Source organism: Bacillus sp. OTU530 (genome assembly GCF_038440375.1).
This window is the reverse complement of record NZ_JASATP010000021.1, coordinates 75,567-98,476: the sequence shown is the minus strand read 5'-3', so window position 1 is coordinate 98,476 and position 22,910 is coordinate 75,567. Positions and strand designations below refer to the sequence as shown.

Sequence of the window (22,910 nt, the reverse complement as noted above, 5' to 3'; positions counted from 1 at the left end):
CGGTCATCAGAAAGATGAGAGCGACGGTCAACAGAAAGATGAGAGCGACGGTCAAGAGAATGATGAGAGAGACGATCAACAGAAAGATGAGAGCGACGGTCAACAGAAAGATGAGAGTGACGGTCAACAGAAAGATGAGAGCGACGGTCGTCAGAAAGATGAGAGCGACGGTCGTCAGAAAGATGAGAGCGACGGTCGTCAGAAAGATGAGAGCGACGGTCAACAGAAAGATGAGAGCGACGGTCAACAGAAAGATGAGAGTGACGGTCAACAGAAAGATGAGAGCGACGCTCAACAGAAAGATGAGAGCGACGGTCAACAGAAAGATGAGAGTGACGGTCAACAGAAAGATGAGAGTGACGGTCAACAGAAAGATGAAAGCGACGATCATCAGAAAGATAAGACCGAGGACTATTCTAAAGCGAAGAGCGACGATCAATCACGGGACAAGAAACAAAAGCCCTATTATCCTACTGTTAATGTAAATGCTTGGGGTTATAAGAAAGGCGGAAAAAAGAAAAATGTAAGAAAATCAGCGTTCACGGCTACTAAAGCTGTAGGCCAAACTGTTCAGGGAACTGGAGAAGTAAAAGTTTTTTTCCAAAATGAACAATTTGATTTAGCGGATGAATACGATTCAATTGCATCGGCGTTTATTCCAAAAGAAAAAGGTCTATATTCTATTATCGCAAGTGTTTCCTTTGCCCCTCGTGGTCTTCCTACAGGTGCAATACATTTACAGATAAGAGTAAATGGCAATATTGTGGCTTCAGACTCTGAAGTTACGACTGTTGATGGTTCCGTAAGCGTAGCCACTACCTTAGAATTACAAGCCAATGATAGGGTAGAGGTATTTTTCGCTAGTGACAATAAGGGAGTTATTAGAACTGAATCGGCAAAAACTCAATTTGAAGGATTACAAGTAGGGTAAACGTTTTGTTTCTTTGCACTGTAGGAAAGTATAAATTTCCAGCTAGAAGCAAATTCGACGTGGTCGGAAATTTTAGGAATAAAGTATAAGGGCAACTATACTTCTGCCTTCGCTCAAGGGCAGGGCTCACCAATCAGCGAGTTTTCTTTAGAAAAAACTTTAACTTCAACTATTGTGTCAATTAACAGCCTCAAAAGGGCTGTTTTTCGTTTTTCATTTTGTTATGTGAAGTTTTAGTCTACTTAATGATTCGATATAATAATTTTGAGAAGAGTATTGATTTTTGAAAACGGATTGAATATGCAGAAAATTTTTTCAAAAAAGGTATTGAAATCTTATGAAGTACAAGATACAATAAAGGCAACCAATAGGGTAATCGATAACCTTAAGTTGATGAAAAGTGAAAGCGTTTATAACTGTTTTTCTTGCAAAAACAGAGGGAGAATACTGAGAAGATTGTTTTACTAGATGTTCATATTTTTTGTTAAAAGGGTAATCGATAATCCTTAATCTTTAAAAGAAATCTTTGAAATAGCAATAATAACATATGTTTTAGCTCTTGTTTATTTGTTATCATGGGAAAGATTTTAGGTTAATAATTATGATGGGAATGTAAGCGTTATCCTTTAGTGTTTAAGGAAATTGTAAGCTGTTAAGGCGGATGAGTAACCATCTGTTATGAAAAATGCACTGATACTTCTTACATTGTATAGACCTTTATAAAGTGCTAAACACGATATTCAACAGGACATAGATTCACTTTTTCCTGTTTGTGATACCTAGGGAGTTGCATTATGAGGCTAAAAGCAATAGGAGGATTAGTGCTCTTCGTTACTAAGGGTTGAGCTTAAATAAAATCTTTCGCGGCTTTCTCGTTGTTATGCTTCGTTAGATTGGAAAAAGCCAACTGAAAAATGATTAATCTTTTCTTAAATTAAGAAAGGAGAGGGAGAATTTACATGAGGAATCAACAGTTATTTTTACGTACCATTATCCTAGTCTCGACCTTCGGAGGACTACTATTCGGATACGACACAGGTGTTATCAATGGTGCTTTACCTTATATGTCTGAAGCGCTTGGTCTTAATTCACTTACTGAGGGCCTTGTTGCGAGTTCACTTCTTTTTGGCGCAGCATTTGGCGCGGTATTCGGTGGCCGATTATCAGATTATAGTGGTCGTCGCAAAACTATTCTGTTTCTTGCGGTATTGTTCTTTATTTCAACACTTGGATGTACTCTTTCTCCGAATGTTGAGGTTATGATTTTTTGCCGTTTCATGCTGGGACTTGCTGTAGGAGGAGCATCTGTAACAGTTCCGACCTTTTTAGCGGAAATGTCACCGGCGGAGAGCAGGGGCCGAATGGTTACGCAAAATGAATTGATGATTGTTAGCGGACAGCTATTGGCGTATGTTTTCAATGCCATTCTTGGTAATACAATGGGCGACAATTCGCATATTTGGCGTTATATGCTAGTTATATCAGCACTTCCAGCTACGTTGCTATTCTTTGGTATGCTTAGAGTACCTGAGAGCCCGCGTTGGCTTGTATCAAAAGGGAAAAATGCAGAGGCTCTGAAAGTCCTCCAAAAGATACGTGAGGAGAAACGTGCTAAATCAGAATTGATTGAAATTCAAGTGGCTTCCGCTCAAGAAGAGGGAATGAAGAAAGCAACATTTAAAGACTTGAATGTACCATGGGTGCGCCGCATCGTCTTTATAGGAATTGGAATTGCGATTGTACAGCAAGTTACAGGGGTTAACTCGATCATGTATTACGGTACTGAGATCCTGAAAGGTGCTGGCTTTGAAACAGAGGCTGCACTTATCGGTAATGTTGCAAACGGTGTTATTTCGGTTTTGGCAACTATTTTTGGGATTGGGCTTCTTGGAAAAGTTGGTCGTCGACCAATGTTAATAACTGGTTTGGCAGGAACTACGGCAGCGCTTCTGCTTATGGGAATATTCTCAAGTGTGCTTGAAGGATCTCCAGCACTTCCATATGTTGTGCTTGCTCTAACAGTTACATTCCTTGCCTTCCAACAGGGAGCTATTTCACCTGTAACATGGCTTATGCTCTCAGAAATATTCCCGCTACGATTACGCGGTCTTGGTATGGGGGTTACTGTGTTCTGCCTTTGGAGCGTAAACTTCCTTATCGGCTTGGTGTTCCCAGTATTACTTGAGAAGGTCGGTTTGTCTACGACATTCTTTATCTTCGTAGTTCTAGGAATTGGAGCAATTACATTTGTGAAGAAATTCTTGCCAGAAACGAAAGGGCTTACACTTGAGCAGCTAGAACAACAATTTCGTAATCACGATGGCCAAGATGCTCAGGAATCTTTGGATCAGATTGAGGCTCAGGCGAAGTAAATCGCTAAAGGTTATATAGTGATAAATCCTTAAAAAGTGGTGCGATGGAAATGGTCATTTTATAGGTGGTTGGTGATGTTACTATTCGTCTATAAACCAATGGCATATGAGTCGCAGCGCCTGAAAAAGGTATGGAAATAGATCGAAAGACCGCAAAGGACTTCTTTAGAGAAAGCTTTGTGGTCTTTTCCTGTTTTAGGACCTCATTTCATAACCTTGCTGTGGTATACTAAGTTATACAGAAAAGCAAATGGAATTGGAAGAACAGGCAGCTTTGTCATAAGAAAATATATATCATGTTGAAAGAGTGGGATGGGAGAAATGAAGCCAACCATTTATGATATTGCAAGGGAAGCGGGGGTATCTGCTACTACCGTTTCCAAGGTAATTAATAATAAGGGACGGATCAGTGAGAAAACGAAAAAAAAGATTATGGAGATTATAGATAAGCTTCACTATCAGCCTAATGTATTAGCTTCGGCAATGAAAGGAAAATCCACTTATACCATTGCATTATTAATTCCTGACGCAGCGAACCCTATATATGCTCAATATTTAAAATATATAGAGGAATACGGGCAAGAATTGGGCTTTAGTGTTGTCATGTGCAGTACCGGAAGTGACCCTGAAAAGGAAGCTAAGCATATTACTTTGCTAAAGCAGAAACGTGTTGACGGCTTTATCATCGCCTCTGTCTTTAAAAATGAACCGGTTTTGAGACAATTAATTGAAGAAGAAATCCCGTTAGTACTTATTTCTCTTCATCGGTCAGAACTTCCTGTAGGCAGTGTGGCTGGCGATGATTATTTAGGCGGCTATATTGCCACTGAGCATTTGTTGTCTCTAGGGCATTGTAGAATTGGTATTATCGCACAGGAAGAAACAGTAAGTGGTACAGAGCGCGTAAGGGGATACGAAAAGGCTTTAATAAATGCAGGAATAGAGCTAGATAAAAACTTAATTAGGACAACCACGGATCTGACAATTGAAGGAGCTCAGCTATGTGCTCGTGAATTGCTTGCCAGCGGGCAAAGGCCTACAGCAATTTTTGGCTGTAATGATACATTAGCTATTGGTGCGATGCTCGCGGCGAAGGAGCTTGGTATTAAGCTGCCAGATGAATTATCTGTTATAGGATTTGATAATACCGTTATGTGCAAGATTGTAGAACCTCAGCTGTCTTCTATAGCTATACCAATACATGAAATGGGAAGACAGGCGATGGGGCTCTTAATTCAACAAATTGAACAAAAGGATAACATGAAGCAACGTATCTCTCTGCTTCCGGAATTGGTTGTCCGTCAATCAACAACAAGATTGAATGATTCAAATAAAATATAGCACTTAGCTTCTGTTAGCATTGCAGTTCTCTCATGCTAGCGGCAGTTGAGGTTTGTGTAAAAAGAAATGAGCATGGGCGCTTTGCCTATGCTCATTTCTTTTTACACGGTAAGAAAGGATAAATTTTCAGCTGGAAGCGAATTCGACAGAGTCGGAAATTTTAGGAATACAGCATAATGATACTCTCAATCATCTATATGGAGCTATAATGACAAAAATAATTTTGAAGATAAACTTAAAAAAAGGCATTGAAATATGAGGGATTATAGGATAAACTAAAAACAACTTAAGGAAATCGATAACCCTAAAATCTTAATGAAGAACACGGTTACATTTTGTGTTTTATATAAAATAAAGGGGTGATGCAAAGGAATTTAGTAAATAACATTTTTGTAAACGTATATACTTATCTTTATCAGGGAAATCGATAATCCTTTCTTGTGTAGGATTGTCCAATATTAAAATTCCCTTTAATAAAGCTTCGTTTCATTAATATGAGTTTCCATAAATATTGTTAGTGCCTGCAAGAAGTTAATGCTGATGTAGTTTATCGATTGGATGCGCTTTATTAAAACGGAAACATTATAGATGAAAAAATTACTTATAAATAAATCAGGAGGAATATGATTATGACTTTAAAGTTTGGTGTAATAGGAACAGGTGCAATTGGAAGAGAGCATATTAAAAGAATCACAAACAATTTATCCGGAGGAAAAATTGTTGCGGTAACTGATGTGAATCAAGAATCTGCAAAAAGTGCTGTAGAAGAATTCGGTTTAGATGCTGTTATCTATCCAGATGATAAGACGCTTGTAGCTGATGCAAATGTGGATGCTGTACTCGTAACAAGCTGGGGTCCTGCTCATGAACAAAGTGTACTGGCTGCAATCGAGGCTGGAAAGTATGTATTCTGCGAAAAACCTTTATCAACAACGGCAGAAGGCTGCATGAGAATTGTGGAAGCAGAAATGAAGCATGGCAAACGTTTAGTTCAGGTTGGATTTATGCGTCGTTATGACAGCGGTTACGTTCAATTAAAAGAGGCGATTGATAGCAATTATATCGGTGAACCATTGATGATTCGCTGCGTGCATAGAAATCCAGAAGTTGGTGATAACTATACGACAGATATGGCTATCAATGACACATTAATTCACGAAATTGATGTTTTACACTGGTTGATCAACGATGATTATAAGTCTGTACAGGTAGCATTTCCAAAGAAAACACAACGTGCAGCAGCTCACTTGCAAGATCCACAGCTGATCACACTAGAGACAAACAGCGGTATTATCATTACTGCAGAAGTATTTGTAAACTGTAAGTACGGCTACGATATTCAATGTGAGGTTATTGGTGAAGATGGCGTTGCGTATCTTCCGGAATTCTCTGGTATTGCAACTCGTAAGGCAGCGCAGTTTGGTACAAGTATCCTAATGGATTGGAAACAGCGCTTTATTGATGCGTATGACAAAGAATTACAAGATTTCATGGATTCTATTAAGAACACTGGTGAGCCTAATGGTCCAACGTCATGGGATGGCTACATTGCAGCTGTAACAGCAGATGCTTGCGTGAAATCACAACAAACAGGAGAAAAAGAGCCTGTTGCATTAGCAGAAAAACCTGCTTTTTATAAAAATGAAAAAGAAACAGTTAAAACTGTTTAAACATATTAAAAATACTAAAAAGTAATGGAGGATTATCATGAAACTTTGTTTTAACCAAGCTACGACATTGGAAAACTCTAATCTGATCAAAGATTTAGAATATTGCGATAAACACGGCTATGATTATATCGAAATTCGTACAATGGATAAATTACCTGAATACTTACAGGAAAAGTCTATTGATGAATTGGCTGAGTTCTTTAATACACATCATATTAAGCCATTAGCATTTAATGCGTTAGTATTTTTTAATAACCGTGACGAAGCTGGCTACAAGGAAATTATCAATGAATTTAAAGGGATGATGGAAACAGCGACGAAGCTGGGCGTCAAATATGTTGTGGCGGTTCCGCTAGTAACAGAACAGAAAATCTTGAAACAAGATATTAAGAAAAGCTGCGTAGAGGTATTGACTGAACTATCCGATATTGCAGAGCCGTATGGAATAAAAATTGCGGTTGAATTTGTCGGACATCCACAGTGTACAGTGAATACATTCGGCCAGGCATATGATATTGTTGAAACTGTTAATCGTGAAAATGTGGGATTAGTACTTGATTGCTTCCACTTCCATGCGATGGGATCAGATTTAAATGATCTGAAAAAAGCTGATGGTTCAAAAATCTTCATCTTGCATATCGATGATACAGAAGATTTCCCTATCGGTTTCTTAACAGATGAAGATCGCGTATGGCCTGGACTTGGTGCCATTGATTTAGATAGCATTTTAACTACATTGAAGGAAATCGGTTACTCTGATGTTGTGTCTGTTGAATTATTCCGTCCAGAGTATTACAAGCTGGATGCAGAAGAGGCAATTAAGACTGCAAAAGAAACAACACTTAAAGTGATGTCTAAATATTACGATTTACAGACAGTATAAAGCGGAAGTACGGACAGCTTTATCACAAAAAAACCATCATTCATAGTGCGAACGCCTATGCAATGATGGTTTTTTTTTACTGTAAGAAAGTATAACTTTTCGGGCCTTGTCCGCTTTTCTTAATGGGCTACTTACATCATCCCACCTGTTTGTTTAATTCTTCTTCTTCCACCCACGCTTCTAAATTTTCACGTCCTGGAAGGTTTGGAATACTATCAGCATGGAAAACAGGATCTAATCCTTGTTTCTTTTGCGCAATGTAATCTTTTAATAGAGCTTTAGCAACTTTAGATAAGCGGGTAATGGCGTATAGGTTAACCAAAACCATACAACCCATGAAAATATCTGCTAAAGACCAAATTAATTCAGCACTGTATAATGCTCCGAATAAGACCATTGCAATTACAGCGAAACGGTATAGATAAATAGATGCTTTGCTATGTTTCATGAAGCTGATGTTTGATTCACCATAATAGTAGTTACCCATAATTGTACTTAAAGCGAATAAGAATACAGCAACTGACACAAATGTTGCAGCAGAGTCGCTAAGTCCTACGCGCAAGGATTCTTGTGTTAAAGGAATACCTGTCAGCTCAGATGTTTTATATACACCTGAAACTAAAACAATCATAGCCGTAGATGAGCAGATTACAAACGTATCTACAATTACACCTAAAGCTTGGACAAATCCTTGTTTTACCGGGTGAGTAACATCTGCGGCAGCGGCTGCGTTTGGTGCAGATCCCATACCAGCTTCGTTTGAGAATAATCCGCGACGGATCCCGTGAAGTACAGCCGCGCCCATTACACCGCCAAATAACTGTTTAAATGTGAATATGCCTTCTGAGAAAATTGCACCAAAAACACTTGGCAATATATCGTAATTGGAAATCATGATCCACAATGATAATAAAATATAAACACCAGCTTTAATAGGTACTAAGACTGTAGAGAACTTGGCTACTGAGTGTACACCGCCAAAGATAATGAGAGCGGTAATCACACCAAGTACAATCGCAGTTGTAGTTGTGCTTATGTCAAATTCATTTTCAAGGGAAGCAGCGATTGTATTTGCTTGTACAGCATTAAAAATTAAACCAAAGGATAAAGTAAGTAAGATACTAAATGCAATTCCAAGTTTTCTGCTTCCTAAAGCTTTTTCCATATAGTAAGCAGGGCCACCACGCCAGGAATCTCCAGCTTTCACTTTGTAGACTTGAGCTAGTGTACTCTCTACAAAAGCGGAAGCTGATCCAATTAATGCGATTAGCCACATCCAAAATACTGCACCAGGGCCGCCCAATGCCACTGCTGTTGCAACACCGGCGATATTACCTGTACCAATACGAGCAGCCATCCCAATCATAAATGCTTGTAATGATGAAACAGTCTTTTTGTCTGTACCTTTATTTTTACCACTACCCCATAATAAACGAATCATTTCAGGGAAGAATCTTATCTGTAAGAAGCCTAAATTAACTGTTAAAAATAGGCCGATTGCAACTAAGAAAATTACAATTAATTTAGCCCATAAATAATCGTTAATAATCGCAATTAATTCTGTCATGAATTCATCTCCTTGATGTAAAAAATTTTTGCAAAAAATGCAACAGTACTGATTATAAATGGAGCTATATCATTATGTAAACTACCTAGTGCAGTACAGGCTTGGAAAGGTGATAGTCCTTACAAAAGAATGACTGGGAGAAAACCGCGGTATACCTGTAAGGTAAGCTCTTACAAATATTTTTTGTTAGAAAATATCTTAAAATTCCGAATAAAAAAGAAGGGATATGGTGTATGTGCAACTGCATCTCTGTCTTCGCCTAACTGCTCGCCAATTGGCAAGCTTTCTTTACACTGTAGGAAAGTATAAGTTTCCAGTTAGAAGCTCATCAAAAAAGCCGATTTTTCGTTTCATTAGGAAAAGTCGGTTTTTTTGATGAGCTATGCGTTTTTGGCCGGGCGAGATACTAGTCGATTTCCTCGTCTTGCGTAAAATAAGCAGTAACCAGCTGGTCGAGTTGTTGGAGTTCTTTTTTTTCTGAAAATATTTGATCTGTTTTCAAGGATAAAAGGGCACTTTCGATCAGAAATTTTCTTGGGTTTTTTGAGTACAACAGTTCACTTTGAATAAAGTCCAGCAACTCGTGACATTTAGACTGTTCTTCGTCAGAATGAAGAGCTTTTTTTAATGTCGTGATCGTTTGATCTAGTTTTTGTTGGAAAGACTGATTGAGTTTCTGACAGCTTGGCAGCCAGGTATCTAAAAACTCAGGCTGAATTAATTGTTCGCCGGTTTCTGCCACTTCATCAACCATCTTCGCCACACGGTCTACAGTGTAACGGACAACCTGGTGGATGCCGGTATTTGATTCATGTGCCATCCCAAAATATTTTAGGTTATGGTGTAAAATCCCTGTAAACATAATAGCACAATCCACTAAATAGGGCTTTTTGCTCTCCCCAAAGATGTCGATGAACCGCTCATAGATCCAGCGAACCATCCTTAACTGACTTTGTTTTATGAATTCCTTAAGCTCTGCATCGTTTGAAAAATATACCTCTTCAAAAAGAGAGATTAACTTATTTGTTCGATTTGTGTTCATTTGTAATTCAACTTGTTTCATAAAGATTTGAATGTTACTGGGATCTTGGCCAATCAGTAATTCATTTCGCTCATGTTCCATCTTCTTGTAGATCATTTTAAAAAGAGCAATTAATAACTCATTCTTAGAAGAAAAATAATTATAAAATGTCCCTTTGGAAATGCCGCTATATTCCAATATGTCTTGAATGGACGTAGCTTGAAAACCCTTGTCAATAAATAGTTGGTGAGCCATTTTTATCACATGCTGTTTTCTGTCATTCATACTAATCACCTTTATTTCCAATTAGACTACCTGTACAAAAAATATCATACCTTATTTTTATAGTTTGCACAAACGCGGTAAATATCTGTTTAATTTGAATTGCTTTTTTTGAACCGATGGTATATGATATCGTTTGTATAGAACAACAGTATAAAATAATGAACTTAAAGTATAGGGGAGAGGGAAAATGGAACATTCGATAAAAAAGGCGGGTCGACCGCCTTACGGAATGCTTGCGGTCTTAATGATCGGGGCCTTTATTGCTTTTTTAAATAACACATTGCTAAATATTGCATTGCCTTCGATTATGAAGGATTTAGATGTTGATGCATCAACTGTGCAGTGGTTAACAACAGGCTATATGCTAATGAACGGTATTTTAATTCCGACTACTGCTTTTTTAATTCAAAAATACTCTGTACGCCACTTATTTTTGGCAGCTATGAGTTTCTTTACAATCGGAACTATATTGGCAGGAGCTGCCCATGTTTTTCCTTTGTTATTAGCAGGTCGTATGACTCAAGCGGTTGGTTCAGCTATCATGATGCCGCTGTTGATGAATGTAATGCTAGTGAGCTTTCCAGCGGAAAAAAGAGGAACCGCAATGGGGGTATTTGGTCTAATTTTAATGGGTGCACCCGCGATTGGACCGACTTTATCAGGATGGCTTGTTGAGCATTATGATTGGAGAATGCTGTTCCACGTTGTAACTCCTGTCGCTATTGGCGTGCTATTGTTTGGTGTTTTCTTACTGAAGGATAAAAAGGAGAAAATCGATATTCGCCTTGATGGAGTTTCGGTGCTGTTATCTAGCGTGGGCTTTGGCGGATTATTATATGGATTTAGCTCAGCCGGCAAAAAAGGATGGGATAGCCCGGAAGTATATGTGACAATTATCGTTGGTGCTATCTCGTTAGTGCTATTCATTTTGCGTCAATTCAAGCAAGAGAAGCCGATGCTGAATTTTAGAATTTTTCAATATCCTATGTATGCTTTATCAGCAACCATTTCGATGGTTGTAACGATGGCCATGTTTTCGGGTATGGTGCTGACACCTATCTATGTTCAGACGATTCGCGGGATATCCCCGCTGGACGCAGGTTTGATGATGCTTCCTGGAGCATTGATTATGGCTCTTATGTCACCTATTACCGGTAAATTATTTGATAAGTTTGGCGGGCGGGTTTTAGCTATCATTGGCTTAACACTTACAACCGTAACAAGTTATTATTTCAGCAAACTAACACTGGACACTACCTATACCCACTTGATTATTTTATACTCTGTGCGGATGCTGGGGATGTCCATGGTGATGATGCCTGTTTCGACAAACGGTTTAAATCAATTGCCTGCACGCTTCTATCCTCATGGTACTGCCATGAATAATACGTTGCAGCAGGTATCTGGCGCTATCGGTACAGCGTTACTAGTTACCATCATGTCAAATCGTACAGAAACTCATGCAAAAGAGTTAGCTGCAGACGCAATGAAGCATGCGACAGGGCAGCTAACACCTGAAGCAATTGCTGGGATGAAACAGCAAATTGCTATGAAAGCTATGCTGGAAGGAGTCAATTTTGCTTTCTTTGTGACCGTCTTTATTGCAGGTCTTGCACTTGTTCTTGCTTTCTTTATCAAACGGGCAAAACAAGCGGAAGATACAATAGCGGAAAAATCATCTGAAAAAAAGATGGTAAATAAATTGGCGGAGAATTAAGCAATACAGTTTACTATTCACTAACTCTATGGCCGTGTTCTAATGGTTATCAGTTATCCTGTTCGTAAAAGTACGCTTTTATGGACGGGATATTTTTTTCGCACTTTAAGAAGGTATAAATTTCTAGCTAGGAGCCAATTCGACGTAGTGAGAAATTTTAGGAATAAAGTACAAGTAGGGCTACGCCTCTATCTTCGCCCAAAGACAAGGCTCGCCAATCGGTGAGTTTTCTTTAGCGATGAGATGTTATTTTACCTATAATTAAATATGGGATAGAATAAATATAGAGTTGCTAAGAGAAAAGAGAGGGAAGAAATGAAATCAACAGTAACAATATACGATGTGGCAGAGAAGGCCGGGGTATCGATTTCAACGGTTTCTAAGGTACTGAATAATACAGGAAGTATCGCGGAGAAAACCAGACAAAAGGTTAGGGAAACGATGAGAGAGCTGAATTACCAGCCTAGTGTTGTCGCGTCCGTAAAAAAACGTATCCAAACGATCGGGCTCCTCATACCTAGTATTGCAAATCCATTTATGGCAGAAGTGGCAAGAAGTATTGAAGATCATGTGAAAAAATTCGGCTTCAGCTTGCTGGTTTGCAGCACTGACAATCATTTAGACAATGAGCTTGAATATATTTCTATACTAAAGCAAAAGTATGTAGATGGTATTATCCTTGCTACAGGATTAAACGATTATAAGGCAATAAAAGAGCTGATCAATGCTGAGATTCCTGTTGCTTTACTTTCAAGGGACATACCTTCACTTGCTGTTGACACAGTATTGGTAGATGATTTTTTAGGGGGATATGAGGCTGTACAATACTTAATCAGCTTAGGACATCGAAAAATTGCAATGATTACTGAGAATATAAATTGGTCGGTAGTTAGAGCGAGAGTTCAGGGGTATAGACAAGCGCTGGAAGAAGCAGGATTGGAATATGATGAGAATTTGGTGCTTCTAGATAATACTACGTTGGATGCGGGAAAACAAGCGACACGAAAGCTCTTGGATTTACCTGAGCCTCCGACAGCTATTTTTGCATCAACTGAGTTCCTGGCAATTGGAGCAGTCAAAAGCGCGCGGGAGCTGGGGATACATGTTCCTAAGGATCTTTCGATTGTTGGATTTGACGATACGATCCTTGCTACTGTGTGTGACCCACCATTAACGACAATAGCACAACCTATTCAGGAAATGGGTAAGAAGGTGGTTGAACTATTGGTTGAAGAGATTGAAGGGCCAAAGGAAACTAAACAGCGAATCGTTTTATCTCCAAAGTTAGTCGTTCGGGAATCTACTTCTCGTTGTAGGAGATAGGAATTGAGGTAAGGTTTTGCTCACTTTAAGAAAGTATAAATTTCTAGCTGGGAGACGATTCGACGTGGCGAGAAATTTTAGGAATAAAGTATAAGTGCAACTACGCCTCTGTCTTCGCCCGGGGGCAGGGCTCGCCAGTCAGCGAGTTTTCTTTATTCTGTTGAAGTAGTTATAAACTATTTTGCGGGATTTTTATGTAATCGTTCTCTTTTTTGTTTGAATATTTATAAAGGGAGAATTTGTAATAAAAATAAGAAAAAATGTCATTGGTGAAAAATCCAACAGAGCAAGGTAGAAAAGCAATGGAGACAGCTATTAAAGCTGCAAACGGTTTATGCGGTAGGAACATAGAGTCGACAATTGCTCGGAGGGAATATAGAATTTGATAATCTTAACGTAAGGATTATATTTTTTACAGGCAGAGTTTATAAGACTAATAAAAATCCCACGGGACGACCCGTGGGATTTTTATTTCACTGTAAGAAAGTATACATTTCTAACAGGAAGCCAATTCGACGTAGTACAGTGCAACTACACCTCTGTCTTCGCCAAAGGCAGGGCTCGCCAGTCGGTGAGTTTTCTGTTTCTAAAAAGCAGAAGGTAACGATAACAGGCTGATCGGCAAGTAAATCCTTTTAGGGATTGAAGCTTACAAAATTGTAAGGGAACCATTCTGATTTGTAAGGATAAACGATGTGAGTTAAACCGATACCGAATTAAAATGAGTTGTAGAGAAACAACAATCGATAACTCAAACATTTCAAAGAAGGAGAGAGAAGAAAAAATGAGAAAACCGTTCATGCTTGTTTATCTGTATTCTGTTTTAGTTTTGATATTAACGACTATTTTTCATGTCACAAAAAATCCTATCCTAGCAGCGTTAAGTCAAGCCCTCCCTTTAATTATTACATTTATGATGCTTGGATTTTTACATAAAAATAGACTGAAAACCTTGGGAGAGATGGGTTTATTTAAGATAGGAGACATCAGGTGGTATATATATGGGCTATTGGCAGGAGTCCCGGTCATCATAAGTTTCTTAGGAGCATGGCTATTGGGGTATGTCAATTTACTTCCTACTTCAGACTATCCTGAGTGGATACATTCACGTAGTGAACTCATAATGATGTTAGTGAAACATCATTTTACGCTGAATATGATTTTAACACCATTTATCTTTGCATTTGCAGAAGAGATTGGCTGGAGAGGGATGCTGCATTCACAATTATTAAAGGTTAGCACCTTGAAAAAAACCATTGTATATACAGGCTTGATATGGATTTTATTTCACTATCCTTTTTATATAAATGGTTACAATGATAATGGTAATGTTTGGATAAATATGCTGATGTTCACATTAATGCTTATCCCCTTATCTGTCGTCATGAGCTGGGTTCGTATTAAAAGCCAAAGTTTGTGGCCTGTAGTTCTATTTCATATGTCGATAAATTTTCATCGAGGATTGTGGGAACAGCTTTTTTTCACAAAGAGCCCAAATTGGGAAATAGTTGCTGGGGAAACGGGAATAATTTCTTTAATCATATGGTCGGTCCTTGCTTTTCCTATCTGGAGATCTTTAAGCGGAGACACGATTAAACCTTATAGAAAAGATAACTTAATCCAAAAGCTTGCTAATTAAAAGGATGAATTTTACAATAAATGAGGAAATAGAATAAATTTAACAGGTGGATAACAATAGTGAAAACAATAGTAGAAAAGCTAAACCTACAAAAATATAAAAAAGTAGCGGTATTGCATGTACCAGATGACGCAGATTATTTAGCAGGGTTAGCAGATTATGATACAGAGCTAATCGATAGCACATATGATCTTATTTTTGCTTTTGTGTTAAATATGGAATCTTTACAAGCTCTTGTAAACGAGGTTATTGAAAAAAATTATCTAAATAAAAATGGCTATCTCTTTTTGGCTTATCCAAAAAAGGGAAATAAAGTGTACCCAACGTTTATTCATCGTGATGATTTATTAGGTGGGTTAGGTGCAGATGAAGATGGCTATATTGGGACAAGCAATATCAAATTTGCGCGTATGGTAGGATTAGATGATGTTTTTACAGTTGTTGGTCTAAAAGAAGATTCTCAAAACAAAAATCATACATCCACAAAAGCAAGTCAATGTGTTGATGATTATATCGCGTTGATTCCTGATGTGGAAAAGGATTTGCAGGACACCCCAGATTTGCTTGCTTTTTATCAATCACTTACCCCAGGGTACCGTAAAGATTGGGCTCGTTATGTGTATAGCGCTAAACAAGAGGCAACAAAAGCAAAACGACGCGAGGAGATGAAAGTGATTCTTGGAGCAGGCTACAAGAGCCGGGATCTATATCGCAAAGACAAATAATTACAGATTTATGAAAAAAGAGATACATTCATTAGAATATAACTGTATGGAAGCAAAAATAAGCAGCTGCCATTAGGTGACTGCCTATTTCGTATATTTTTCACCCATTGCTGTTGTCTCTAAGAAAACGGCCGAAATTGTAGCGGGGAACTTAGGGTTTGCGACAAGGGGGACCGGACCTGCTAAGCAACCAGCTTGAGATCCTGTTTGTTTATTAAGCCTAAAAACGCTTTGCGACTATACGCTCCCACCATTTCCATGGGAGCAGCTGTTTCAAGATAATTCCTAATTTCACACCCTTGCCAATGGGATACCGCAGCTTTGGAGCAGGGGATTTTGCTGCCTGCACAATCTGTTGAATGACTTCATCCGGGGCAGGTGCCGTGTCGGCAACGTGTTTAATATGTTTTAAGATTGATTCCATTTCTTTTGAATAGGGGGAATTTGGATTGCTTTTCACAGACTCTAATCCTTTTGACCAAATATCCGTCCGATAAGATCCCGGTTCAATTAAAACTACATAGACACCATACCTCAGCATTTCCAAGCGCAGCGATTCACTAAAGCCTTCCACTGCAAACTTCGAGGATACATAAGGTCCCATAGAAGGAAAGCCGATCCGTCCGCTAATGCTGCTAATATTAATAATCTTACCGCTTCGGCGTTCTCTCATCGATGGCAAAACAGCTTTTGTCACAGTTACTAATCCAAAGAAATTCACCTCAAATTGCTGCCGCCATTGTTCGGGAGTAATCTCCTCTGTAAATCCGCCGGCAGCATAGCCTGCATTGTTCACTAACAGATCAATTCGTCCATAACTATGAATTATACCTGTAATTATAGTTTCTACTGCAGCAGAGTCGGTTACATCTAACTGAATGATTCGGATGCGTTCCCCCACATCAGCTTCATCAGCAGCTGCTTCTAATTTTCCCCTCTTGTCCAAGTTTCTCATAGAAGCCAGCACCTGATAGCCTTCTTTGGCAAGTGCCACACTCGTTAGCAAACCAAATCCGCTTGAAGCTCCTGTAACAAGAGCGATAGGTTGTTGATCCAATGTTTGATTCAAAAAAATTCCCCTCCAGTTCCTCTATCTCTTTTATCTCATTCAAGTGATATGTGATTGTGTTACATAATACCTATGTCATCTAGAAGTATGATTATGCTGTCCATTCTACTACATGTATAGATGGAAACAGCAAAGGATATTTTTTTGTCTTAAAACAACTATAACATTGGTTTATATCTATTAACCTAACAAGTGTTGAACTATTAAAGGAGCAACATTGGGGATAGCTGTGACTGTCAAGTGGAAGTGGGTTTTTACATTATTAAATGACTTTTACGATGCTAAGGAAATTTTGCAGACTTAATTTTATAGAGGCTTTCTATAATCCTGCAATAATATACTATATGCTACTTCAATTTAAAATGTACAGTTATATGAGGATATCTTGAAAGGAGTTTATCTCATGAATATTACATCTTTTGTAGTATACTGTTTTATTATTACGTTTACACCAGGACCTACTAATATCGTCATATTATCCACGGTGCATAATTTTGGTACAAAAAAGGCACTGGAATATACGTATGGAGCAACGATTGCTTTTGGTTTATTACTTGTTATTTCTGCTATGTTGAATACTATACTTGTAACGACAATACCCAAAATTTTAATTGTGATGCAGATAATCGGAAGCTTTTATATGCTCTATCTCGCTTATCAAGTTTACAAAATGGATACATCAAAACCAACTGTAAACCAAACTGGTACGTTTATGTCAGGCTTCCTTATGCAGTTTTTAAATCCCAAAGTGGTATTATTTACAATGACGGTCATTCCTGGCTTTATTATGCCTTACTATACCGCAATGCCTGCGGTGGCAATCAGTGTTATCGCGATCACTCTTATTGGATTTTTAGCATTTATTACATGGGTTCTTTTCGGTACAATCTTCAAGGAGTTTTTACAGAAGCATAAAAAAACTGTTAATATAATGATGGCATTATTTTTAGCTTATGCTGCAGTAATGATATGGATGTAGGTAGGCTAATTAAGAGGGGAATGCAATGGATAAATTTATCTATAAAAAATCGGCAGGTATTACTGCGTTGTCAGCAAGTATTACTGATTTTACGTATAAAAAGCACGCTCACAAGGAATATGCCATAGGTGTAACATTACGTGGTATTCAACATTATAACTTGGATGGCAGTTTACAATTATCATATCAAAATGGTGTTATGCTTTTTAATCCAGAACAGGCACATGACGGAATGGCCCATGATGAGACAGGTCTTGATTATGTGATGTTATATATTGAGCCACAATTGTTTTTAGAGGTTATTGAACAAAAAGATATCGTACGTTTTTCAACCCCTATTGTGTATGATCATAGACTTGAACAAAAAATATTAAGTCTTTCTCATGCAATATTAAACGGAAAAGATGAGGCATTGTGCAGTGAATTACTCTTAGCCCTCACAGATAGCCTTACTCAAACGAATCTCTCTACAGACTATAAGAAAGATAACGCTCTAATTAGAAAAGCAAAGGATATGCTTTATGCCAACTTAGAAAATGTACTTAAACTTGACGAGGTATGTAAAGAGCTTCATTTATCGAAATTTCAGTTTATCAGACTATTCAAGGCTCATACTGGGATTTCACCATACCAATACTTTCTTAATTGTAAGATAGAACGCGCAAAGCAGTTAATAGAAAAAAAGAGAGATATTTATTCAGCAGTGTCTGAATGTGGTTTTGTTGATTTATCTCACTTAAATAAACACTTTAAAAGCGTATATGGAACAACAGCATTTGAATATATGACACATCTAAATTGAGGGGGAATTTTAGGCAGACAGTATAAGTGCAACTACGCCTCTGTCTTCGCCGGTCGATGAGTTTTCTTTATCTGATTCGTTGCCTTCTCATCCATTGCGTAGCAACCCACTTTTCGCCCTTTATAACCGGTGAACCACCATGTAAAGTTAACTCATTAAGGCTAGAATCGTTGTAGAAGTATTCAAAATAGACGGCCATCCCTTTTTGTGGAGAAACAGAAAACTTTAAATGAGGGAAAACGGTTTCTCCTCCTTTTTCCACATCATCGTTTAAATACATAACTAAACTAGATAGGCGATTGTTCTCTTGCGCATCCGTTGCTGAAAAATAGTCAACATGTGGTTTATACTCCTGTCCAATTTTATACTGAAGAACATGGATACCCTCTGCATGTTCTACTGGTATATTCATAATACTTGCTACTCTCTTTTCAATTCTGGCGATGAGTTCATTTTCAGCATCTTGAAAAAACATGCCTTTACTTGTTCTCATTTCGTCTATCTTTCGTGAAGCACCAATTTTTGAACGCTGCAAACGTTCCTTTGATAGGCGAATTAATCCATCACATTCTTCATCACTTAAAACATTCCCTAAAACTACAATTAACGGTTCCTCTAATCTAGCAATTATGTTAATTTCCCTATCCTCCGTTTGTATCTTGTTACCAACGTGATTAAAAATCGTTAATTCTTTCATAGTTGATTCTTTAGCACCCATTGTCAACTTGCATCAGTCCCCTTAACAGATTTTAAAAAGAAATCCCCTATATAAAAAATTTACGCTCTCTATTATCAAAGTAGAAGAGGCTTTGTTGTATTTCAGAACGTCCTGAACCGTGAATTCTACACACAGTCTAGGTAGCACAAGCTCGTAACGGACATTACCTATATACGAGTTGGAGATACCTTTATCTGTCTGTTATTTTAGATTTATATATGATTGGTAGCGAACCTTTATGCTTTTTTCAGGATAGCGTAAAATCGGATTTAAAATCGGCTAGATTTGCTATAAAAAAATACAATGTTCTATATGATATATATAAGCCCAGCCTCACCGCTTTTTGGGAATCCTTTATTTCCAAGGAAAAAAGCGAAGGTGGCGAATTTGATTTTGACCTAAATTGAGGTGTGAATCTCCGGTAAATAGTTATCCTGCAAATAAGAGGGAGGCAGTTTGATGATTGTTGTAAGTGCTTGTATGGCTGGTTTAGCTGTTCGTTATGATGGAAATTCAGTTCGCGTCGAGGGCATTGCACGATTAGTACGTGAAGGGAAGGCCGTATTGGTCTGCCCAGAGCAGTTAGGCGGCTTTCCTACGCCTAGGCCTCCAGCAGAAATTCAAAATGGAGATGGCTATGATGTGTTAGATGGAAAAGCGAAGGTGATTAATTGGCAAGGAGAGGATGTAACGGAAGACTTTATTCAAGGCGCCCAACAGGCCTTAGAGGTTGCCCAAGCGGCTGGAGCTACGAAAGCGGTATTAAAAGAAAACAGTCCATCTTGCGGAAGCCATTTCATCTATTCTGGAAATTTTAATGGTAAGAAGGTTAAAGGAGTAGGTGTTACAACAGCCCTTTTTGAGAGGAATGGAATTGAAGTGTTGTCAGAGGATGACCTTGAGGAGCTTCTTCAGGAGTATGAAAAATAACCTTTTGAAATCTTAAACGAACACTCTCTGACAATAATTCTAGTTCGAAACTGAAGTTTGATATTCTGAAAAAATTAGATTATATACTAAAAACTATGTTAGATTTTCTTACATAAAGAAAGACGGAGTATGATAATTTTTTGTAAGATACATACAAGAATTAGAAAACAGCAGGTGAGTGAGTGTGAGTTCTTCTTTTAAGAAGCAGATGTCACAGTTATATAATGAAGTTAATCAAGAGATTTATAGTACAGGAGTTAATAAGCAAAAAATTGATATTCTAGATAACCGCATTGTCATTTTTGCCCAGACGAGGCGCTCGCCTTTAATTTCAGTGCTGAGTGAAAGATATCCTGAACTGACTTTATCTGTCGATGGGGCTTTAGCCATGGAATATAAACGTCGATTAAAAGAAAAGTTTGAGGACCAGTTTGGAATAAAGGTTACAACCATCATTAAGGATTATGATCCTGTAAGTGAGCATGCTTGCACGGTGATTTATCTAGAGCAGCCGCTGGGTATTTAATTCATAGTATTATTGCTTGGAGAAATTTTGATTTATCATTTTTTCTTCACGGACTGGTTTTAAGGATTTAGGAGCTTAAATTTCGTTATACGTGATTTAGGAGCCGTAGATGTAGAAGGAGACCCCTTCTATTTCTACGGCTTTTTTTTATAAAAAATTCAGGAGGCGTAAACATGAATTCAAAAATATTATCGTTAGGGTTTCAGCATGTCATGGCCATGTATGCCGGAGCGATTCTGGTTCCCTTGCTTGTTGGGAGGGCGCTGCACCTTAATTCCGAGCAATTGGCTTACTTGGTTGCCATTGATTTATTAACATGTGGTATTGCGACCTTGCTGCAGGCGTGGAAAAACAAATATTTTGGGATTGGTCTACCTGTTGTTTTGGGCGCTTCATTTGTTGCTCTGTCACCAATGATTGCGATCGGGTCACAATATGGCGTTTCTGCCATTTATGGATCCATTATCGTAGCAGGGCTCTTCATTCTTGTCTGTGCCCGTTATCTTGGAAAACTCGTTAAGTTCTTTCCTCCTGTTGTTACAGGAACTGTCGTTGTGATTATTGGACTATCGCTAATTCCATCAGGGATTAGAAATATGGCAGGCGGAACGGGAAGTCCAGACTTTGGCAGCTTGAATAATTTGCTGTTATCCATGGGTGTTATCACCTTTATCCTTATCATAAATCGTTTTGTGAAAGGATATGCCCGCTCTCTTTCGGTGCTTTTAGGGATTATTGCCGGTACAGCAGCAGCGGCAATGATGGGAAAAGTAAATTTTGCTAAGGTGTCAGAAGCTTCGTGGTTCCATATTCCTCAGCCGTTCTATTTTGGAGCTCCGTCCTTCGAGATTGGTCCGATATTGACGATGCTCATTGTAGGGTTAGTTATTATTGTTGAATCAACCGGTGTGTTTCTTGCTCTAGGGAAAATTTGTGATCGCCCTATCACACAAGACGACCTGATCCGAGGCTATCGTGCAGAAGGTTTGGCTATTGTTTTAGGAGGAATCTTTAATGCCTTTCCCTATAACACGTTTGCGCAAAATGTAGGGCTGGTTCAACTATCGCGAAACAAATCAACGAACGTTGTGGTGGCAGCAGGCGGCATCCTTGTTTTTCTCGGTTTAGTTCCCAAAATTGCAGCGCTTGCTACGGTTATTCCTGCTCCTGTGCTTGGCGGTGCTACCGTTGTGCTGTTTGGGATGGTCGTATCTTCGGGGATTAAAATGCTAAGTTCTGTAGACTACAACAATCAACATAACGCACTCATTATCGCTTGCTCGATTTCATTAGGTCTGGGGGCCACTGTTGTACCTGAATTGTTCAGTCAATTGCCTTCAGCGCTGCGAATCATCGTTAGCGATGGAGTGATTACCGGAAGTCTAACTGCAATCTTTATGAACCTATTCTTTAACCTCCAGACAGTTTTATCTCCAGCATCCGTCCAGCAGGAGAAGGCTGATGCAGCACATATTTAATGAGAAAAAGATAAAGGGGTTATGATTACATGATTACTATACATGTTTTAAATGAAATTCCGTCGTCTGAGTTTGTCGAACAGCTAAAGGATATATTTGAGCACTCTCCGTGGATAGTCCAAAGGGCAGGAGAGCTTCGTCCTTTTCGGTCCCGCGAGGATCTTTATGAAGGGATGATCAGCGTTGTGAAAACAGCGAGTGATGAAGAAAAATTGGACTTAATTCGGGCCCATCCTCATTTAGGGACACGGAAAACGATGAGTTCATTTTCTCAGAGTGAACAAAAAAATGTTGGCTTGAACCAACTATCAGAAACGGAATATGAGCTTTTGCTGAATATGAATAAAGAGTACGTTCAGCGATTTGGTTTTCCTTTTATTTTAGCTGTTCGCGGAAAAACCAAAGATGAAATGTTTCAAGCGATGCAGAATCGATTGAAACATTCAAAGGAACAAGAATTTAACCAAGCTTTATCAGAAATCTATCAAATTGTTCGATTTAGAATAGAAGATCAAATTATGTAACTGAGGGTGGTAATCAGATGAAGGGACTTACTACACATATATTGGATTTAACACATGGGCATCCTGCTTCAGAGGTAGCTATCGAGCTTTACCGTTGGGAAGGATCAACTAGACGTTTGTTAAACACCGCAACAACTAATGCGGATGGCCGACTAGACGATCCACTCCTCACTTTTGATCGGATGCAATCAGGGGAGTATGAACTTTTGTTTTATATCGGAGATTATTTCAGGAAAAAGGGACTGCAACTATCCGATCCTGCCTTTCTTGATAAGGTATCAGTGCGAGTTGGGATTAGTAACTCAGCGTCACATTATCATGTCCCTTTGCTTGTATCACCATGGGGCTATCAGGTCTATCGGGGAAGCTAGCATTTTAATAGCTTGTTTGGCTAATAATCAGTAATACGT

At 38.5% G+C, this 22,910-nt stretch carries 20 protein-coding genes; 16 read left to right on the top strand and 4 right to left on the bottom strand.

What is annotated here, in order from left to right; translation table 11 throughout:
* The 5 genes from AAHB12_RS16805 to iolI all read left to right on the top strand — a co-directional run.
* On the top strand, nt 1-931 hold a 931-nt coding region (locus tag AAHB12_RS16805; protein ID WP_342046132.1), incomplete at its 5' end, for a hypothetical protein.
* Nucleotides 932-1,890: 959 nt separating this feature from the next.
* On the top strand, nt 1,891-3,303 hold the full coding sequence (locus AAHB12_RS16800) for a sugar porter family MFS transporter (protein WP_342046131.1): 1,413 nt from the start codon (nt 1,891-1,893) through the stop codon (nt 3,301-3,303).
* Between the two features lie 321 nt (nt 3,304-3,624).
* Nucleotides 3,625-4,644, top strand: coding sequence for a LacI family DNA-binding transcriptional regulator (locus tag AAHB12_RS16795; RefSeq protein ID WP_342046130.1), 1,020 nt, complete (start codon nt 3,625-3,627; stop codon nt 4,642-4,644).
* Nucleotides 4,645-5,273: 629 nt separating this feature from the next.
* Nucleotides 5,274-6,314 (top strand): Gfo/Idh/MocA family protein, encoded by a 1,041-nt coding sequence (locus tag AAHB12_RS16790; RefSeq protein WP_342046129.1) that lies wholly within the window; start codon nt 5,274-5,276, stop codon nt 6,312-6,314.
* A 37-nt stretch (nt 6,315-6,351) separates the two neighbouring features.
* Nucleotides 6,352-7,197: a 2-keto-myo-inositol isomerase gene (gene iolI / locus AAHB12_RS16785; protein ID WP_342046128.1), complete on the top strand. Its 846-nt coding sequence runs from the start codon at nt 6,352-6,354 to the stop codon at nt 7,195-7,197.
* A 136-nt stretch (nt 7,198-7,333) separates the two neighbouring features.
* On the opposite strand, the gene AAHB12_RS16780 is transcribed toward iolI, so the two are convergent.
* A complete protein-coding gene (locus AAHB12_RS16780) occupies nt 7,334-8,764 on the bottom strand; it encodes an alanine/glycine:cation symporter family protein (RefSeq protein ID WP_342046127.1) in 1,431 nt (476 codons plus the stop codon).
* Nucleotides 8,765-9,170: 406 nt separating this feature from the next.
* A complete protein-coding gene (locus AAHB12_RS16775) occupies nt 9,171-10,070 on the bottom strand; it encodes a TetR/AcrR family transcriptional regulator (protein ID WP_342046126.1) in 900 nt (299 codons plus the stop codon).
* Nucleotides 10,071-10,257: 187 nt separating this feature from the next.
* On the opposite strand from AAHB12_RS16775, the gene AAHB12_RS16770 reads away from it, so the two are divergent.
* The 4 genes from AAHB12_RS16770 (at nt 10,258) to AAHB12_RS16755 (ending at nt 15,474) form a co-directional block, all read left to right on the top strand.
* On the top strand, nt 10,258-11,787 hold the full coding sequence (locus AAHB12_RS16770) for a DHA2 family efflux MFS transporter permease subunit (RefSeq protein WP_342046125.1): 1,530 nt from the start codon (nt 10,258-10,260) through the stop codon (nt 11,785-11,787).
* Between the two features lie 315 nt (nt 11,788-12,102).
* The gene (locus tag AAHB12_RS16765) at nt 12,103-13,110 is read left to right on the top strand and encodes a LacI family DNA-binding transcriptional regulator (protein WP_342046124.1); all 1,008 of its coding nucleotides are present in this window, start codon (nt 12,103-12,105) and stop codon (nt 13,108-13,110) included.
* Between the two features lie 784 nt (nt 13,111-13,894).
* Nucleotides 13,895-14,749: a CPBP family intramembrane glutamic endopeptidase gene (locus AAHB12_RS16760; protein WP_342046123.1), complete on the top strand. Its 855-nt coding sequence runs from the start codon at nt 13,895-13,897 to the stop codon at nt 14,747-14,749.
* A 56-nt stretch (nt 14,750-14,805) separates the two neighbouring features.
* A complete protein-coding gene (locus AAHB12_RS16755; protein WP_342046133.1) occupies nt 14,806-15,474 on the top strand; it encodes a YdeI/OmpD-associated family protein in 669 nt (222 codons plus the stop codon).
* Nucleotides 15,475-15,694: 220 nt separating this feature from the next.
* On the opposite strand, the gene AAHB12_RS16750 is transcribed toward AAHB12_RS16755, so the two are convergent.
* The gene (locus AAHB12_RS16750) at nt 15,695-16,543 is read right to left on the bottom strand and encodes an oxidoreductase (RefSeq protein ID WP_342046122.1); all 849 of its coding nucleotides are present in this window, start codon (nt 16,541-16,543) and stop codon (nt 15,695-15,697) included.
* A 403-nt stretch (nt 16,544-16,946) separates the two neighbouring features.
* Here AAHB12_RS16750 and AAHB12_RS16745 point away from each other — a divergent pair, with 403 nt between their 5' ends.
* Both AAHB12_RS16745 and AAHB12_RS16740 read left to right on the top strand, forming a co-directional pair.
* The gene (locus tag AAHB12_RS16745) at nt 16,947-17,522 is read left to right on the top strand and encodes a LysE family translocator (protein WP_342046121.1); all 576 of its coding nucleotides are present in this window, start codon (nt 16,947-16,949) and stop codon (nt 17,520-17,522) included.
* Nucleotides 17,523-17,547: 25 nt separating this feature from the next.
* Nucleotides 17,548-18,324, top strand: a complete 777-nt coding sequence (locus AAHB12_RS16740) for a helix-turn-helix domain-containing protein (protein ID WP_342046120.1) — start codon at nt 17,548-17,550, stop codon at nt 18,322-18,324.
* A 67-nt stretch (nt 18,325-18,391) separates the two neighbouring features.
* Here AAHB12_RS16740 and AAHB12_RS16735 read toward each other — a convergent pair whose 3' ends face one another.
* On the bottom strand, nt 18,392-19,042 hold the full coding sequence (locus AAHB12_RS16735; protein WP_342046119.1) for a 2OG-Fe(II) oxygenase: 651 nt from the start codon (nt 19,040-19,042) through the stop codon (nt 18,392-18,394).
* Between the two features lie 459 nt (nt 19,043-19,501).
* On the opposite strand from AAHB12_RS16735, the gene AAHB12_RS16730 reads away from it, so the two are divergent.
* From AAHB12_RS16730 to uraH, 5 genes are all read left to right on the top strand, one after another.
* On the top strand, nt 19,502-19,972 hold the full coding sequence (locus tag AAHB12_RS16730; RefSeq protein WP_342046118.1) for a DUF523 domain-containing protein: 471 nt from the start codon (nt 19,502-19,504) through the stop codon (nt 19,970-19,972).
* A 184-nt stretch (nt 19,973-20,156) separates the two neighbouring features.
* Nucleotides 20,157-20,498, top strand: coding sequence for a Na-translocating system protein MpsC family protein (locus AAHB12_RS16725; RefSeq protein ID WP_342046117.1), 342 nt, complete (start codon nt 20,157-20,159; stop codon nt 20,496-20,498).
* Nucleotides 20,499-20,671: 173 nt separating this feature from the next.
* Nucleotides 20,672-21,976, top strand: coding sequence for a nucleobase:cation symporter-2 family protein (locus tag AAHB12_RS16720; protein ID WP_342046116.1), 1,305 nt, complete (start codon nt 20,672-20,674; stop codon nt 21,974-21,976).
* Nucleotides 21,977-22,005: 29 nt separating this feature from the next.
* On the top strand, nt 22,006-22,500 hold the full coding sequence (gene uraD, locus AAHB12_RS16715) for a 2-oxo-4-hydroxy-4-carboxy-5-ureidoimidazoline decarboxylase (protein WP_342046115.1): 495 nt from the start codon (nt 22,006-22,008) through the stop codon (nt 22,498-22,500).
* 17 nt (nt 22,501-22,517) lie between these two features.
* The gene (gene uraH, locus AAHB12_RS16710) at nt 22,518-22,871 is read left to right on the top strand and encodes a hydroxyisourate hydrolase (RefSeq protein ID WP_342046114.1); all 354 of its coding nucleotides are present in this window, start codon (nt 22,518-22,520) and stop codon (nt 22,869-22,871) included.
* The last annotated feature ends 39 nt before the right edge of the window (nt 22,872-22,910 follow it).

Bases quoted from the DNA above. Each gene is read 5' to 3' on its own strand.
- AAHB12_RS16800 (WP_342046131.1), top strand. From the start codon at position 1,891: ATGAGGAATCAACAGTTATTTTTACGTACCATTATCCTAGTCTCGACC.
- AAHB12_RS16795 (WP_342046130.1), top strand. From the start codon at position 3,625: ATGAAGCCAACCATTTATGATATTGCAAGGGAAGCGGGGGTATCTGCT.
- AAHB12_RS16790 (WP_342046129.1), top strand. From the start codon at position 5,274: ATGACTTTAAAGTTTGGTGTAATAGGAACAGGTGCAATTGGAAGAGAG.
- iolI (WP_342046128.1), top strand. From the start codon at position 6,352: ATGAAACTTTGTTTTAACCAAGCTACGACATTGGAAAACTCTAATCTG.
- AAHB12_RS16780 (WP_342046127.1), bottom strand. From the start codon at position 8,764: ATGACAGAATTAATTGCGATTATTAACGATTATTTATGGGCTAAATTA.
- AAHB12_RS16775 (WP_342046126.1), bottom strand. From the start codon at position 10,070: ATGAATGACAGAAAACAGCATGTGATAAAAATGGCTCACCAACTATTT.
- AAHB12_RS16770 (WP_342046125.1), top strand. From the start codon at position 10,258: ATGGAACATTCGATAAAAAAGGCGGGTCGACCGCCTTACGGAATGCTT.
- AAHB12_RS16765 (WP_342046124.1), top strand. From the start codon at position 12,103: ATGAAATCAACAGTAACAATATACGATGTGGCAGAGAAGGCCGGGGTA.
- AAHB12_RS16760 (WP_342046123.1), top strand. From the start codon at position 13,895: ATGAGAAAACCGTTCATGCTTGTTTATCTGTATTCTGTTTTAGTTTTG.
- AAHB12_RS16745 (WP_342046121.1), top strand. From the start codon at position 16,947: ATGAATATTACATCTTTTGTAGTATACTGTTTTATTATTACGTTTACA.
- AAHB12_RS16740 (WP_342046120.1), top strand. From the start codon at position 17,548: ATGGATAAATTTATCTATAAAAAATCGGCAGGTATTACTGCGTTGTCA.
- AAHB12_RS16735 (WP_342046119.1), bottom strand. From the start codon at position 19,042: ATGGGTGCTAAAGAATCAACTATGAAAGAATTAACGATTTTTAATCAC.
- AAHB12_RS16730 (WP_342046118.1), top strand. From the start codon at position 19,502: ATGATTGTTGTAAGTGCTTGTATGGCTGGTTTAGCTGTTCGTTATGAT.
- AAHB12_RS16720 (WP_342046116.1), top strand. From the start codon at position 20,672: ATGAATTCAAAAATATTATCGTTAGGGTTTCAGCATGTCATGGCCATG.
- uraD (WP_342046115.1), top strand. From the start codon at position 22,006: ATGATTACTATACATGTTTTAAATGAAATTCCGTCGTCTGAGTTTGTC.
- uraH (WP_342046114.1), top strand. From the start codon at position 22,518: ATGAAGGGACTTACTACACATATATTGGATTTAACACATGGGCATCCT.